Source organism: Bradyrhizobium sp. Pha-3 (genome assembly GCF_042258325.1).
Lineage (GTDB): Bacteria > Pseudomonadota > Alphaproteobacteria > Rhizobiales > Xanthobacteraceae > Bradyrhizobium > Bradyrhizobium elkanii.
Genome location: NZ_CP170151.1, coordinates 8,025,832 through 8,040,598, shown reverse-complemented (window position 1 = coordinate 8,040,598; position 14,767 = coordinate 8,025,832). Strand labels below are relative to the sequence as shown.

Below are 14,767 nucleotides of genomic sequence, written 5' to 3'. Positions count from 1 at the left end.
CCTGGCGTCCAAGGAACGGAAGGTTCAATCGTTCGAAAGCGGAACCGGCTCCTTCGAGGCAAGGTTTGCTCGCGCTCCCACGAGTTCCGGCGGCGGTTATCTCAGGGCCATCTCTGGAGGCCTCACGCTGACCCGCAGTAGCGCCGCGCGCCTGCCGGGGTTCTGCCAATTTCTCAGCATCATGCGGCGAGACAAAAAGAATGCCCGGCAGAGCCGGGCATTGAATATCGAGACAACCCCAGGGAGAATAGGTCACTCGTCCTAACAGCTCCATTCAAGCATGCGATGCCGGGCGACGATTTGAGCTAGCGCAATAAATAGTAGATTAGTCTTTACCAGGAGTCAGGACGAGACCGTTCCTGCTCCAGGTCACTTGGCACCATGCCATATGTCCTCAGCACGGTCATTTTCGTCCCCGGATGGCCAGTACGGACGACTGCCGCGGCACCCGCGTGGCCGAACGTCTTCCATAAATGCTTGGCGTGCTCAATCGCCGCGGCGGGGCTGGCGCATTTGGCTTGCTGGCCTGGAACGAGTTCGCCATCGGTCCGATCGTACGGCAGGGCAATGAAGTGCGCGATCTCGTCCATCGATGGCCCTTTCTCGTTCGGTCGACTTCACCCAGAAAATGATGGTTCGGAGGGGCTATCTTGATCTCCCTCGGCCCATTTCGCTTGATCCGGATCAAGGCGGAATGGCGCATTTCGTTGCTGTTGGTGGGGTCGAAAGGGAGCTTGCTTGCCATTGAGCTTCCTCCTCTCGAATATGGGCTGGCCAGGGCAATGGGAAACCTCGTGCACTTTCCGGCACCGCGTCGCGCGAACTGCGAACAGGAACAGGTGGCGTCAGGAGCGGACATTCGCCATTCCGTCCGCCAACTGTTGCTCGCAGCTTGAGGCTAGAGCCCGGCAGCGATCGCGATCCGCATCAATTCCGACATGCTGCGCACATTGGTCTTGGCCATCAGGTTGGCACGGTAGACCTCGACCGTGCGTGGGCTGATGCCAAGGTCGTGCGCAATCACCTTGTTGATCTTGCCCGCCACGAGCCCCCGCAGAACGTCACGTTCGCGCGGCGAGAGATCCACGAGGCGAGCTTCAGCCTCGCGCTTGACCGTGCCGTCGGCCGGGGCCGCGGACTGTGTCCGCAGGGCTTCGCCGATTGCGCGCAACAGCGCCTCGTCCTCGAACGGCTTTTCAATGAAGTCAACCGCACCTGCCTTCATCGCCTCGACCGCGAGTGCGACGTCTCCATGGCCAGTCATCAGAATGACCGGGCATGCGACCGCGTCGACCTTGAGTTTGCGGACCAATTCGAGGCCGCTCATGCCGGGCATACGGATATCAGATACAATGCAGTCGACTGTGCTGCCGGCGAGATGATCGAGAAAATCGGTTGCCGTCTCATAAGAGGTTACGGCAAAGCCGTTGACGTCAAGAAGAAAGGCCAGTGAGTCCCGCATAGCTGGATCATCGTCGATCACGAGAATTGTACGCCGCGTTGTCATGCTTCTTCTCCGTCCTCCGCGAACGGGAGGATGAACTGAAAAACCGTGCCGCCACCAGCGTTTGGCATCACATCGATGCGTCCGCCATGGGATTCGATGATGGTCCGGCAGATCGAGAGGCCGACGCCCATGCCATGCTCCTTGGTCGTGATAAAGGGCTGAAATAAGCGGTCGGCGATATCGGGGCTGATGCCCGGGCCGGTATCGGCGATAGTGAACGTCGCAACACCGTTAGTCTTGGTGACGCCGACGGTCAATTCGCGGCGCGGGCCCGAGGCCATCGCCTCGATCGCGTTGCGAACCAGGTTGAGCACGACCTGCTGAATCTGGATTTTATCGACGATGATCGAGGGCATGTCGCGGTCGCTGCGGATCGTCACCCGGACGCCCTGCTCCTTGGCGCCGAGCAGCGCTAGTGCGACAGCCTCTTCGAGCAGGGTTGCCGGGCTCTCCAGGGACTGTTGGGTCTCGCCCTTGGCGACAAATTCGCGCAGGCGCTTGATGATGTCGCCGGCCCGTAGGGCTTGCTGCGCGGCCCGCTCGAGCGCATCCCGAATGCGGGTAGCATCCGGTATCTCCGACGCCAGCAGCGCCTTCGCACCGCGCATGTAGTTCGTGATGGCTGACAGCGGCTGGTTGATCTCATGCGCGATTGAGGACGCCATCTCACCCATGGCGGTCAATCGCGACACATGAACCAGCTCGGACTGCAGCTCCTGCAGCCGCCGTTCTTGCGCTCGACGTTCGGTGAGATCGCGGATAAAGCCGGTGAAGAAGCGTTCTCCACGTACCTTAGCCTCGCCGACGGCGAGTTCCATCGGAAACGTCGAGCCGTCACTTCGTTCTCCGACCACGATGCGGCCGATGCCGATGATGCGCCGTTCGCCGGTCGTAAGGTATCGCTCGAGATACCGGTCGTGCTCGCCGCGATACGGCTGGGGCATCAGGCTCGAAACGTTCTTTCCGACGACTTGGTCCGCTTTCCAGCCAAACAGGCGCTCGGCTGCCGCGCTGAAGGAGCGAATAATGCCGTGGTCGTCGATGACGATCATCGCATCAGGGACCGTGTCGAGGATTGATTGCAGATGGGCCTGGCGATTTCGCGCTTGATCGCTCTCCTTCAGTAGCCGGTCACCCATAAAGCCAAGGATCGGACCGAGGACAGCAAAACAGGCGATATCGATCAGATTCGCAGGTTCAGTGACCAGGCTCCTGCCGAGGAATTTGGCGCTGATGACGAGGCAGAGCAGGGTGGTGAGGATCGCCGGACCGCGACCGCCGGCGAACGCGGCAAACAGCACGGCGGGGACAAAGATGATCGTGAACGTCCGGTCTTCGAAATAGTTATCGAGCCCCGCGCGCACCGCGAATACGAGCGCGGCCGCTGCCGCGGCAGTGCCATAGCGGTACCAGATGCGGTCGGACATATTCCCCCGGCAAAGCCCTCAGTCTGCTTGATGTTACAACGTCCGGACGGCTGGTGCTACCGGCTGCCCTGTCCAAGACAGTGGGCAGATGACCTATTTGACCCAGGCTCGCCAATGTGTGGGTTGTACCACGATGCGTTGGGCGGTCTCCGCCCTCACCCAGCCGCCCGGGATGCGGCGACAAGGAAAGACGAGCTGGTGAATGGCGTTGCCCTCGATCACGGCGAGCTCTAGGTCTCGACCGAAGGGGGCCGTCGTGACCCCCTCCCATGTTTCGCTGACGCCGGCCCCTGGGCGCTGTGGAGCGTCCCGTCCTGGCACGTCAGGCGGCCTTCTGAGTAGCCTCGTCGACACTGCCGGTCTTTCGTGCAAACAGATTCAGCTCGATCGTACCCAGCGAACGCGCGGTTTCGATCGCGTACGTCGCGTCGCTCGCGCTACGCGCCGTGACGCCCTTGGCCCAATCCTGCAACGCCGTGATCTTCTCGGCGACCGAGGCTGTGGAATTGAACCTGCGGAAGAGCTCCCAGGCCTCGTTTGATTCGACCTGGATCTGCTCGAACCAGTGCCGGTTCGCTTCAATCAGCTTCTCCGCGAATTCCGACTGGACGGTCATCGCGCGCTTTGCGTAGCCCTGGATGGCGTCGGAGACGGGACGGACTTCGTTTCGCTCTGTCATGTTCAAAATCCTTCGTAGGGGGAGGCCTTGCTTCCCATATGGGCGGCGCTTGTGTGTTGACATGCGTCAACTCGATGGCTTCCAGCCTGCACCGATCCTGGCGATCAATCTAGCTCCGCTTGGGATCGACGACTGCGTCGGTTCGCAGGTTGATGAAGTGGATGCCGTCACAGGCGGCGCAGGAGATCGAGTACAGATTGTCAGCCAGAGACTCGGACGCCTCACCGGGAAGCAGAGCTTGGACGCGATCACCGGTGGTTGGACACGAGAAGATAATCGGGCGCCAAGCCCTTCGGTCTGCCATTTGCACAATCCTGACGGAACAACATCTTCCAGCCGCACGCGTCGTGCCGCATTGACGCACGTCAAAATTCCGGAAGAACGGTCGAGACGGCGCCGACAGCCTAGAACGGGCGGCGGCGACGGGGCCGGACAGGGCTTGACTTGGCCGGCTGGCTTAGCGAAGGCCGCTTTGCCTGCAACATCATCCGGACGAAGGCCACGACAGCGATCGCGAGCGCGCCAATCGAGGCGAGCAGGTTCTGCAACATGATTCGGTTCTCCTGACCGACTGGCAACATCTTCGATCACCGGCTGTGGCGCCTTGATTCCCGTCAAGTGCAGCCATTGAGGGAGATCAAGACGAATGGGCCGGTCATGTGTGAGCTTGCTGCAAGTGTCGAAGGGAGAGCGGCAATGCGCGCACATCAGATCATGGCGAGACATCTCGTCACTGTTGGAACCGAAACATCCATTATCGAAGCCGCCAAGCTGATGATGGATCACCATATCAGCGGCCTGCCGGTGGTCGATGCGGCTGGAAGATTGGTCGGGATCCTGTCGGAGAGCGACTTTCTGCGACGAAGCGAGATCGATACGCAGCGCCGTCGTAGCGGCTGGTTCAAGTTTCTTCTCGGCCCCGGCTACGCAGCCGCGGACTTTGTCCACGAGCGCGGGCGGAAGGTCGGAGAGATCATGTCGTGCGACCCCGTCACCGTGACGGAAGAAACGCCTTTGCCTGACCTGGTCGATCTCATGGAGAAGAAGGGCATCAAGCGGCTGCCGGTGATGCGCGACGGGCGCCTCGTTGGCCTCGTGACGCGGGCGGACCTGCTGCGTACTGTCGCGTCCATCGCGCACCAGATCCCGGATCCCACGGCGGACGACAACCATATCCACGATCGCATCGTGCGGGTGCTCGACGGTGCAAACTGGTGTCCGCTCGGGCTGCAGGTCTCGGTGCGCGACGGCGTGGTGCACCTTCGTGGGGTCATCATGGACGAACGGGCGAGGCGGGCGGCGATCGTCGCCGCGGAGAATGCTGTTGGCGTCAAGGAAGTGCACGATCATCTGTGCTACGTCGATACCTATTCCGGCTTCTATATCCAATCCGCGGAAGACGAGCGAGCAGCTGCCGCCAAAGCGGACGAGGCCGCAGAATGATCGTTCGCCCAGCAATCATACTGACGCCGTTGATCGCGACCGCAGTGGTCAGCGCCGATGTCGTGGGATTCGCCGCAACGTTGCTTGTGATCTGTGCGATCGTTGGTTTCGCGATTGCTGCCGCTGGATGGACCGTCAACGGCAAGACGACGTCAATACCGGCGGTCCAGCCCTCATCCGCAGACTGGAAATCTCGCCACAAATAGTACCTCGTCCGGTCCGGTTGTCGTTCCTGGTCACGTGAGCCGCACGTCGCGAAATGCGCGTGGTCCGCGCGGTCGAGATCGTTCAAGCTCTGCTCGCCTTGCAATACAGAGCAAGCCGTTGCGACAGATCAATACGGGCGCCTCGCACTGATGGCAGCGTCAGCAACGGGAATCAGCCCATGCGAGGGTGCCATGCCATCATTCGATGTTCGCTTCATCAAAACCGTTTGCGACGACACCGGCCACGAGCATCGCGCCTGCCAGGCAGTGTTCAAGGTCGACGCTGCCTCGCTTTCCGCGGCCGCACAGCTGGCCGAGGCCGACTTCTGTAGGCAGAAGGGTGTCCGCGACTGGACGATCTTTGCCGATTCCATGGAGCTTCGAACGCCGCCGGCTTTGCCGTCGGCCTGGGGCGGCTAGCGCCCCTTGGGCGGCCGTCGCGATCGATTGCCGCGCTATCGCGTGCTTGATCGGTATCAAATCGACAATCGGGTCCTTCGGCTAGAGATGGAGAGCCAAAAGGGGGTGAGAAATGATCGACCGATCAGCTGGCAATAGCTCGCCGCAGTTCAAGAATCTTCTCGCGCGCTTGCGAGCGTTTCTTGCGCGTCGACACGAATTCGATCTGTTGACCGCTAGGGAGATCGACGAGATCGCGCACGAGCTGAATCTGCCGACGTCGGACCTTCGTGCGCTTGCCCGCGAGCAAGGTTCGCCGGAGTTGCTCAGCAAGCGTCTCGAGCATGCAGGGTTGTCCGAGCAGACGCTCGCGTCGTCCCATTGCGATGTGTTGCGTGATCTGCAGCGAGTGTGCGGTCTATGCCGTGAGAAGGCTCGCTGCGCCGCGGATCTCGCGCGGGAAAGGCGGGCCAGTCCGGCACGATACTGTCCGAATGAACTAACCCTGACGGCGCTGAGCCGCGGCGCCAGCGGCGCTCGGCATGGCGCAGGAATTGATGCCGATCAAGTAGCTGGCGGCGAGATTGTAGTCTCCATGACGCCACCGCATCCAAAGAAAGCTTCCACATGACAAGTCCATCTTCCGTTTCAAAGTCGATGACGATGGGCGAAGCCGGCTTGACGTCTTCACTTGCGGTTTTTGCCTTCGTTAGCTTTCTGGGCGCGGCGATGGGGCACGATGCGGCGTTCAGTTTTCACGCGTCGCTTGCTTGTGCCGCCAGCCTGATCTCCGTGGTCATGATCGGCAATCGCTACCTTGACCGTCCTGCAGAATTGCCACCGGCGGAGATCGGCGGGCGCCCCAACTACAACCTTGGCCCGATCAAGTTCGCGTCCGCCATGGCGATGTTCTGGGGCATCGCGGGTTTCACTGTGGGTCTGATCATCGCCATGCAGCTGGCCTGGCCGGCGCTTAATTTCGATCTGCCCTGGACGACATTCGGCCGCCTGCGGCCGCTGCATACGTCGGCCGTGATCTTCGCGTTCGGCGGCAACGTCCTGATCGCAACGTCGTTTTATGTCGTGCAAAAGACCTGCCGCACTCGCCTTGCAGGCGACCTGTCGCCCTGGTTCGTCGTGGTCGGCTACAACTTCTTCATCCTGGTCGCCGGCACCGGCTACCTGCTCGGCGTGACCCAGTCGAAGGAATACGCCGAGCCGGAATGGTACGCCGACTTCTGGCTGACGATCGTCTGGGTGACGTATCTGCTCGTGTTCCTGATGACGCTGGTGAGGCGCAAGGAGCCGCATATCTTCGTCGCCAACTGGTTCTACCTGGCGTTCATCATCACGATCGCGGTGCTGCATCTCGGCAACAATCCCGCGCTGCCGGTTTCCTTCCTCGGCTCGAAGTCCTACATCGCCTGGGGCGGTGTGCAGGATGCGATGTTCCAGTGGTGGTACGGCCACAATGCGGTCGGGTTCTTCCTGACCGCCGGCTTCCTGGCGATCATGTACTACTTCATTCCGAAGCGGGCGGAGCGTCCGGTCTATTCATACCGGCTTTCGATCATCCATTTCTGGGCGTTGATCTTCCTCTACATTTGGGCCGGCCCGCATCATCTGCACTACACGGCGCTGCCGGACTGGGCGCAGACGCTCGGCATGACGTTCTCGATCATGCTCTGGATGCCGTCCTGGGGCGGCATGATCAACGGCCTGATGACGCTGTCGGGAGCGTGGGACAAGCTGCGCACCGATCCCGTGCTGCGCATGATGGTGGTGTCGGTCGCCTTCTACGGCATGTCGACCTTCGAAGGCCCGATGATGTCGATCAAGGTGGTCAACTCGTTGAGCCACTATACCGACTGGACCATCGGCCATGTGCATTCCGGCGCGTTGGGCTGGGTCGGATTCGTCTCCTTCGGCGCGCTCTACTGCCTGATCCCCTGGCTGTGGAATCGCCAGCTCTACAGCCTGAAGCTGGTCAACTGGCACTTCTGGATCTCAACCATCGGCATCGTGCTCTACATTTCCGCGATGTGGGTGTCGGGAATCCTGCAAGGCCTGATGTGGCGTGCCTACACCTCGCTCGGCTTCCTCGAATACTCCTTCATCGAATCCGTCGAGGCCATGCACCCCTTCTACATCATTCGCGCAGCGGGCGGCGCGCTGTTCCTGGTCGGCGCCCTGATCATGGCCTTCAATCTCTGGATGACGGTCAATGCTGGCCAGGCCAGCGAAATCGAGGGCGCCGGCGCTCTCCAGCCTGCCGAATAGGTCACGCAATGTCCATCTGGAATCGACACAAGATCTTTGAGAAGAACTCTATCATCCTGATCGCCGGCATTCTCGTCGTCATTGCGATCGGCGGGCTGGTCGAGATCACGCCGCTGTTCTATCTGAAGAGCACGATCGAGGCGGTCGACGGCGTGCGGCCCTATACGCCGCTCGAGCTCGCCGGCCGCAACATCTATGTCCGCGAGGGCTGCTATCTCTGCCACTCGCAGATGATCCGCCCGTTGCGTGACGAGGTCGAGCGCTATGGCCACTATTCGCTGGCGGCCGAGAGCATGTACGACCATCCATTCCAGTGGGGCTCCAAGCGCACCGGACCGGATCTTGCGCGGGTCGGCGGCAAGTACTCCGATGATTGGCACGTCACTCACCTGATCAATCCGCGCTCGATCGTTCCGCAGTCGGTGATGCCCGGGTACCCGTCGCTCGCGAAGACGGAACTCGATCCGTCCGACGTCGCGGCTCATCTGCGGACGAATCGCGCGGTCGGCGTACCCTATACCGACGAGCAAATCGCCAACGCGGTCGCCGATCTCAAAGCGCAGGTCGATCCCGACAGCCCCGGCTCCGATCCGTTTCAGAAGCGCTATCCGAAGGCCCTGGTCCGCAACTTCGACGGCAAGGCCGGCAATCCGACCGAGCTCGACGCCCTGATCGCCTATCTTCAGATGCTCGGCACGCTCGTCGACTTCAAGCTCTACAACGAAAAAGCCAATCTGCGCTGAGGGCACGAGCATGAAAGCGATCATTCACGTCGAGAATTTCGCATCAAGCCTGGTCGGCACGCTCTGGACGCCGATCTTCGTTGGAATCTTCATCGCCATCGTCGCCTACGCACTGTGGCCCCGCAACAAATCTCTCTTCGACGCCGCAGCCCGGATGCCGCTGCGGGAGGACTGACCGATCATGAGCGAGCATAATGAGATCGACCGCGTTTCCGGCCGCAGCACGACCGGTCATGACTGGGACGGCATCAAGGAACTGAACACGCCGCTGCCGCGGTGGTGGGTCCTGACTTTCTATGCAACGATCGTCTGGGCGATCGGTTACTGGGTCGTCTATCCGGCCTGGCCGCTGGTCTCGGGCTACACCACCGGTCTGTTCCAGTATTCCACCCGCGCCAGTGTCGCGACCGACCTGGCCGATCTCGAGAAGCTGCGTGGCGAGAAGATGGCGGTGCTCGGCAATGCGTCGCTGGCCGACATCGAGAAGGATCCTGCTCTGCTGGCGCTGGCGCGCGCCCGCGGCAAGACCGTGTTCGCCGACAATTGCGCGCCCTGCCACGGCAGCGGCGGCGCGGGTGCAAAGGGCTATCCGAACCTGAACGACGACGACTGGCTGTGGGGCGGCTCGCTTGACCAGATCATGCAGACGATCCAGTTCGGCGCGCGCTCCGGACACGCAAAGACCCATGAAGGCCAGATGCTCGCATTCGGCCGCGACGGCGTCCTCAAGAAGGACGAGATCGTGACCGTCGCCAACTATGTGCGCTCGCTTTCCGGCCTTTCCACCGCGCCGAAGTTCGATGCCGCCGCCGGCAAGAAGCTATTCACCGAAAACTGCACCAGCTGCCACGGCGACAACGGCAAGGGCAACCCGGAGCTCGGCGCGCCGAACCTGACCGACCAGATCTGGCTCTATGGCTCCGACGAGGGGGCGCTGGTCGAGACGATCACCAACGGCCGCGCCGGCGTGATGCCGGCCTGGGTCGGCCGTCTGGATCCGGTCACCGTCAAGGCGCTGGCGGTCTATGTGCACTCATTAGGCGGCGGCAAATAGCTGCCGCCGCGAGGCCGTCCGGGATCATTGACCGAGGTCAAACCCGGACCTGGTGCAGGGATGTAGGTTTCAACCAGCCTCATTCGAGCAACCCATGAACAAGCCCGTGCCGCCTGCTGAACTCATGACCGACGAAGACGGGCCGCTCTACGCGCCTCGCAAGAAGGTGTACCCGCAGAGCGTATCCGGCCGGTTCCGCTCGATCAAGTGGCGGCTGATGGCCGTCTGCCTCGGCGTCTACTATCTGCTGCCCTTCGTACGCTGGCATCGGGGTCTCGGCGCGCCCGACCAGGCGGTCCTGATCGACTTCCCAAACCGACGCTTCTATTTCTTCTTCATCGAGCTGTGGCCGCAGGAAATCTACTACTTCACTGGCCTTCTGGTGCTCGCGGCGTTCGCCCTGTTCCTGATGAATGCGCTCGGTGGCCGGATCTGGTGCGGCTATCTCTGCCCGCAGACGGTCTGGACGGATCTTTTCTATGCGGTCGAGCGGCTGGTAGAAGGTGACCGCCGCGCCCAGATGAAGGCCGATGCGGGCCCGATGACCGTAAACCGCGCCGGTCGCCGTGCGTTGAAGCACGCGATCTGGCTGATGATCGCTTGGTGGACCGGTGGCGCCTGGGTGCTCTATTTCGCCGATGCGCCGACCCTGGTGCGTGACCTTGCGACCTTTCAGGCGCCGGCGATCGCTTATGTCTGGATCGCGATGCTGACCGCATCGACCTATCTGCTGGCCGGCTATGTGCGCGAGCAGGTCTGCGTCTATATGTGCCCTTGGCCGCGGATCCAGGCCGCGCTGACCGACGAATGGGCGCTCAACGTCACTTACAAATACGATCGTGGTGAGCCGCGTTGCTCCGTGAAGAAGGCGTTCGACATTCGCTCGCTCGGCGAGAAGGCCGGCGATTGCATCGATTGCAACCAGTGCGTTGCCGTATGCCCGACCGGGATCGACATTCGCGATGGTGCGCAGCTTGGCTGCATCCAGTGCGGCCTGTGCATCGATGCCTGTGACGCCGTCATGACCAAGGTCAGCCGCAAGGCCGGTTTGATCGGATACGATAACGATATCAACGTTCAGCGGCGCGTCGCCGGCAAGCAGGAGATTTTCAAGCCCGTTCGCGCCCGTACCGTCGTCTACGCCAGCCTGATCACCGTAGTCTGCGCCGTGATGCTTTACGCGTTGATGTCGCGAACCCTGCTCGACGTCAACGTGCTGCACGACCGCAATCCGATCGCGGTGCGTCTCAGCGACGGCGCGATCCGCAATGGATACACACTGCGCTTCCTCAACAAGCGCGGTTTTGATCGTGTGATCGCGATCGATGTCGATGGACCCGCCGAAGCGAAGCTACACGTCATCGGTTCGGACTCCGTGACGCCAGATCGGCCGATGATCGTTCTTGCGCGTGACACCACCACCGAACTGCGCGTGCTGGTGACGACGCCGTTCGATGAAAAAGCGGAAAAGTCGGTGCCGGTCACATTCCGCGTCACTGATATCGGTCTCGGAGAGGTCGCCTCCGCGACCGACCACTTCGTCCTTCCCTAAGCACGGAATTTCATCATGGCAGTCTCAAGTCAAGCCGCGCGACCTATCACCGGACGTTTCGTCCTGGTCACGACGGTCGCGTTCTTTGCCGTCGTCATCAGCGTGAACATGGTCATGATGCGCCTTGCCATTACGACTCTTCCGGGCACCGAGGTCGACAGCGCATACAGCGCCAGCCTCGCCTATCAGCGCGAGATCGACGCGGCCAGACAGCAGAACGAGCGCGACTGGCGGGTCCGGGCGCATATCGACCGGCGGCCTGACGGCAGCGCTGCAATCGCGCTGGAGGCGCGTGACCACGCCGGAGCGCCGCTGACGGGACTGAGTTTCCTCGCTCGGCTCGAGCGGCCGATCGATCATCGCGCAGACCGGGCGATCGAGATCACCGAGGCCGAGGGTGGGAGCTATAGCGGCCGCGCCGAGGGCGTCGCCGCGGGGCAGTGGGACCTCGTCATAGAGGGCGACGCTGACGGCGGCCGCATGTTCCTGTCGAAGAATCGAATCCTGCTGAACTGAAGGTGGATCCTATGCAGGCGGATATCGACTTCTCTCACTATCTGAAGACCACGGGCGTCGGGCTCATCCATCTCGATCTCGCAGTCGAAGGCATCAATTGTGCGGGCTGCATGGCCAAGATCGAGCGCAATTTGTCAACCATACCGGACGTCACCTCGGCCCGCGTGAACCTGACGAACAGTCGCCTTGCACTGGAATGGAAGGCGGGTGCTCTTGACCCGGCGCTGTTCGTAAGCCGTCTCGCGGAGCTCGGCTACAAGGCCTATCCCTTCGAGCGGAATGATGCCGAAACCCAGGAAGCCCGGCGTGCGCAAGCCCTGTTGCGCCGATTGGGTGTCGCCGCCTTTGCGGCGATGAACGTCATGATGCTGTCGGTCCCGGTATGGTCCGGCAACGTCTCCGACATGCTGCCGGAGCAGCGCGACTTCTTCCACTGGCTGTCGGCGCTGATCGTGCTGCCGGCGGCCGCTTACTCGGCGCAGCCCTTCTTCTCGTCGGCGTTGTCAGCGCTGCGGGCGCGCGGCGTCAACATGGACGTGCCGATCAGCATCGGCATCGTGCTCGCGCTGGCGACCTCGGTGATCGAGACCGTAAACCACGCCGAACATGCCTATTTCGATGCCGCGATCATGCTGATCGCGTTTCTGCTTGCCGGTCGTTATCTCGACCAGAACATGCGGCGGCGCACTCGCGCCTTTGCCGGCAACCTGGCTGCCCTCAAGGCGGAGACGGCGACGAAGTTCGTCGGTCCGACCGAGATCAAAACAGTCCCGGCAGCCGCGATCCGCGCCGGCGACATCGTTCTGCTGCGGCCCGGAGAGCGCTGCGCGGTCGATGGCAATGTGATCGAGGGCCGCTCGGAGGTCGATCAGAGCCTGATCACGGGCGAAACCTTACCGGCGATAGCCACGCCCGGCACTGCGGTGTTCGCCGGCACTCTGGTCCGTTCAGGCACATTGCGCATCCGCGCGTCCGCGGCTTCGGGCGGCACGTTGCTCGACGAAATATCCCGGCTGCTCGATCACGCGCTGCAGGCGCGCTCGCGCTATCTGCGTCTGGCGGAGCGGGCCTCGAGGCTCTATGCCCCGGTCGTGCACGCGACCGCGTTGCTCACGATGCTCGGCTGGCTGGCCTATGGCGCGAGTTTTCATGACTCGATCGTGACGGCGATTGCGGTCCTGATCATCACCTGTCCCTGCGCGCTGGGGCTTGCCATTCCGGCCGTGCAGACCGTTGCATCCGGGGCGCTGTTCAGCTCGGGCGTGCTGCTCAACGCCGGCGATGCGATCGAACGGATCGCCGAGATCGACCGGGTGATCTTCGACAAGACCGGCACGCTGACGCTGCCTGAGCTCGATGTCGCCAATCTCGGGGACGTCCCGGACGATGTCGTGAAGCTTGCGGGCCGGCTGGCCCTCTCAAGCCGTCATCCGGTCGCCGCGGCGGTCGCGCGCAAGGCGGGCGCGGCTTCGTCGCTTCCGGACATTCAGGAAGAGCCTGGCCAGGGCGTACACGGCTTTCGTGATGGGCGTCCGATCCGGCTGGGCCGCCCGTCATTTTGCGGTGCCGACGACCTCGCCAACGAGATTCTGCGCCGCGATCCGGAGGCGTCCGTCGTCGCATTCAGTCACGGCGAGAGCAGGTATGCGTTCGCGGTTCGCCAGCGGCTGCGGCCGGACGCGGCGGAGGTGATCGCAGCATTGACCCGCATGGGCATCGCCGTCGAGATCGTGTCCGGGGATCGCGAGCCAGCGGTCCGGCATGCGGCAAGGATGCTGGGCGTGCATGAATGGCGTGCGGAGGTCTCTCCGGTCGACAAGATCGAGCGGATCGAGGAGCTGGCGCGCCAGGGCTGCAAGGTACTGATGGTCGGCGACGGCTTGAATGACGCGCCGGCTTTGGCCGCGGCGCACGCCTCGATGTCGCCCGTTACCGCCACCCACATGAGCCAGGCAGTCGCCGATGCTGTCTTCCTGGGTGAGCGGCTCACGCCGGTCGTGGTCGCGGTTAAGGTGTCCCGCAAGGCGTTGCGGCTGATGCGGCAGAATCTCTGGCTTGCCGTCGTCTACAATGTGTTGGCGGTGCCGATCGCGATCGCCGGCCTGGTCACGCCGCTGATCGCGGCGGCGGCGATGTCGGGTTCGTCGGTGATCGTGATGCTCAATGCGCTGAGGGCGCGTGCGAGGGAGACGGTCTGATGGAGGTTCTAGTCATATTGGTGCCGCTGGCTCTCGCACTTGGCTTTGCCGGCCTGCTCGGCTTTCTCTGGTCACTCAAGAGCGGACAATATGAGGACCTCGATGGCGCGGCCTGGCGCGCCATCGCCGACGACGAGCCGGCCAGCGATCAGGGCCGATCCAAGTAGTGAAAATAAAGCAGTGAGATCGCCGATGCGATGGTCAGCGCCGTACAGCCAAGCGCCAGCATCAGTGTCCAGTCCGTCCGCCGCGATTGCGGCACCCGCGACCGCAGGAGCAGGACCGAGACCAGCCGGTTGATGTCACCAAACCGCGCCATTGTCAGCAGCAGCATATCGGCAGCACGTCAGGCCGCCAGTAGCGCCAGTGTGTTGCCGACACGGTAACGGGTTGCATCGTCGCGGCGTCCAGCCACCCCTCGGTGTGGCGGATGCAGGGGACGCCGCGCGGCTGACGTTCGCCATCAATCATTGCAAGTTCGATCACGCAACCGAATGGCGCCGACGCGATGTCGCGCCATCCCAAAAGGGGGAGCCGGCGAAACCATGATGTGAATGTGTGGCGCACGCAAGATCGCCTCCGGTCGATGTTCAGCTTTGTCGCACGTGTAGCAGTTCACGCGATTGACGTGGCTCAAAGTCTGCGGTGCGGACGGCGAGGGGGCCGTTGACGCAGCACAATCCACCAAGCGGGAGAGCTGCATTCTTGAGGTGCCCACGGCAAAGGAAATCCGGAGCAAACGCCACGGAGCGCTACCGGCCGG

19 protein-coding genes are annotated in these 14,767 nt (G+C 62.4%); 13 read left to right on the top strand and 6 right to left on the bottom strand.

Annotated elements, in window-relative coordinates; all coding sequences use genetic code 11:
• Positions 1 to 332: 332 nt before the first annotated feature.
• On the bottom strand, positions 333 to 590 hold the full coding sequence (locus ACE10X_RS38410) for a hypothetical protein (protein WP_018268778.1): 258 nt from the start codon (positions 588 to 590) through the stop codon (positions 333 to 335).
• 60 nt (positions 591 to 650) lie between these two features.
• On the opposite strand from ACE10X_RS38410, the gene ACE10X_RS38405 reads away from it, so the two are divergent.
• On the top strand, positions 651 to 896 hold the full coding sequence (locus tag ACE10X_RS38405; RefSeq protein WP_075969251.1) for a hypothetical protein: 246 nt from the start codon (positions 651 to 653) through the stop codon (positions 894 to 896).
• Positions 897 to 898: 2 nt separating this feature from the next.
• On the opposite strand, the gene fixJ is transcribed toward ACE10X_RS38405, so the two are convergent.
• The 4 genes from fixJ to ACE10X_RS38385 all read right to left on the bottom strand — a co-directional run bounded on the left by fixJ (position 899) and on the right by ACE10X_RS38385 (position 4,164).
• The gene (gene fixJ / locus ACE10X_RS38400; RefSeq protein ID WP_026191810.1) at positions 899 to 1,507 is read right to left on the bottom strand and encodes a response regulator FixJ; all 609 of its coding nucleotides are present in this window, start codon (positions 1,505 to 1,507) and stop codon (positions 899 to 901) included.
• Positions 1,504 to 2,934, bottom strand: coding sequence for a PAS domain S-box protein (locus ACE10X_RS38395; protein ID WP_018268775.1), 1,431 nt, complete (start codon positions 2,932 to 2,934; stop codon positions 1,504 to 1,506). The genes fixJ and ACE10X_RS38395 overlap by 4 nt, the downstream gene beginning before the upstream one ends.
• A 322-nt stretch (positions 2,935 to 3,256) precedes the next feature.
• On the bottom strand, positions 3,257 to 3,613 hold the full coding sequence (locus ACE10X_RS38390; protein ID WP_018268774.1) for a hypothetical protein: 357 nt from the start codon (positions 3,611 to 3,613) through the stop codon (positions 3,257 to 3,259).
• Positions 3,614 to 4,017: 404 nt separating this feature from the next.
• Positions 4,018 to 4,164 carry a hypothetical protein gene (locus ACE10X_RS38385; RefSeq protein WP_157183395.1) on the bottom strand — a complete coding sequence of 49 codons (147 nt, stop codon included), beginning with the start codon at positions 4,162 to 4,164 and terminating at the stop codon, positions 4,018 to 4,020.
• Positions 4,165 to 4,309: 145 nt separating this feature from the next.
• On the opposite strand from ACE10X_RS38385, the gene ACE10X_RS38380 reads away from it, so the two are divergent.
• The 12 genes from ACE10X_RS38380 (at position 4,310) to ccoS (ending at position 14,171) form a co-directional block, all read left to right on the top strand.
• Positions 4,310 to 5,056: a CBS domain-containing protein gene (locus tag ACE10X_RS38380; protein ID WP_018268771.1), complete on the top strand. Its 747-nt coding sequence runs from the start codon at positions 4,310 to 4,312 to the stop codon at positions 5,054 to 5,056.
• Entirely contained in the window at positions 5,053 to 5,262 is a 210-nt protein-coding gene (locus tag ACE10X_RS38375; protein ID WP_100213611.1) for a hypothetical protein, read from the top strand. The genes ACE10X_RS38380 and ACE10X_RS38375 overlap by 4 nt, the downstream gene beginning before the upstream one ends.
• 192 nt (positions 5,263 to 5,454) lie before the next feature.
• The gene (locus ACE10X_RS38370; RefSeq protein ID WP_018268770.1) at positions 5,455 to 5,682 is read left to right on the top strand and encodes a hypothetical protein; all 228 of its coding nucleotides are present in this window, start codon (positions 5,455 to 5,457) and stop codon (positions 5,680 to 5,682) included.
• 112 nt (positions 5,683 to 5,794) lie between these two features.
• On the top strand, positions 5,795 to 6,292 hold the full coding sequence (locus ACE10X_RS38365; protein WP_157183394.1) for a hypothetical protein: 498 nt from the start codon (positions 5,795 to 5,797) through the stop codon (positions 6,290 to 6,292).
• Positions 6,293 to 6,318: 26 nt separating this feature from the next.
• The gene (gene ccoN, locus ACE10X_RS38360; RefSeq protein WP_162136674.1) at positions 6,319 to 7,941 is read left to right on the top strand and encodes a cytochrome-c oxidase, cbb3-type subunit I; all 1,623 of its coding nucleotides are present in this window, start codon (positions 6,319 to 6,321) and stop codon (positions 7,939 to 7,941) included.
• Between the two features lie 8 nt (positions 7,942 to 7,949).
• Complete coding sequence (gene ccoO, locus ACE10X_RS38355) at positions 7,950 to 8,684, top strand: cytochrome-c oxidase, cbb3-type subunit II (RefSeq protein ID WP_018268767.1); 735 nt, start codon at positions 7,950 to 7,952, stop codon at positions 8,682 to 8,684.
• 10 nt (positions 8,685 to 8,694) lie between these two features.
• Entirely contained in the window at positions 8,695 to 8,859 is a 165-nt protein-coding gene (locus ACE10X_RS38350; protein ID WP_016845468.1) for a cbb3-type cytochrome c oxidase subunit 3, read from the top strand.
• Between the two features lie 6 nt (positions 8,860 to 8,865).
• Complete coding sequence (ccoP, locus tag ACE10X_RS38345) at positions 8,866 to 9,738, top strand: cytochrome-c oxidase, cbb3-type subunit III (protein WP_018268766.1); 873 nt, start codon at positions 8,866 to 8,868, stop codon at positions 9,736 to 9,738.
• Between the two features lie 94 nt (positions 9,739 to 9,832).
• The gene (gene ccoG / locus ACE10X_RS38340) at positions 9,833 to 11,290 is read left to right on the top strand and encodes a cytochrome c oxidase accessory protein CcoG (protein ID WP_018268765.1); all 1,458 of its coding nucleotides are present in this window, start codon (positions 9,833 to 9,835) and stop codon (positions 11,288 to 11,290) included.
• A gap of 15 nt (positions 11,291 to 11,305) precedes the next feature.
• Positions 11,306 to 11,806 carry a FixH family protein gene (locus tag ACE10X_RS38335; RefSeq protein WP_018268764.1) on the top strand — a complete coding sequence of 167 codons (501 nt, stop codon included), beginning with the start codon at positions 11,306 to 11,308 and terminating at the stop codon, positions 11,804 to 11,806.
• 11 nt (positions 11,807 to 11,817) lie between these two features.
• Positions 11,818 to 14,004 carry a heavy metal translocating P-type ATPase gene (locus ACE10X_RS38330; RefSeq protein ID WP_018268763.1) on the top strand — a complete coding sequence of 729 codons (2,187 nt, stop codon included), beginning with the start codon at positions 11,818 to 11,820 and terminating at the stop codon, positions 14,002 to 14,004.
• Complete coding sequence (ccoS, locus tag ACE10X_RS38325; protein WP_026191809.1) at positions 14,004 to 14,171, top strand: cbb3-type cytochrome oxidase assembly protein CcoS; 168 nt, start codon at positions 14,004 to 14,006, stop codon at positions 14,169 to 14,171. Before ACE10X_RS38330 ends, ccoS begins: the two co-directional genes overlap by 1 nt.
• Here ccoS and ACE10X_RS38320 read toward each other — a convergent pair.
• A complete protein-coding gene (locus ACE10X_RS38320; protein WP_375763672.1) occupies positions 14,153 to 14,338 on the bottom strand; it encodes a hypothetical protein in 186 nt (61 codons plus the stop codon). The two genes, ccoS and ACE10X_RS38320, sit on opposite strands and share 19 nt — an antisense overlap.
• Between the last annotated feature and the right edge of the window lie 429 nt (positions 14,339 to 14,767).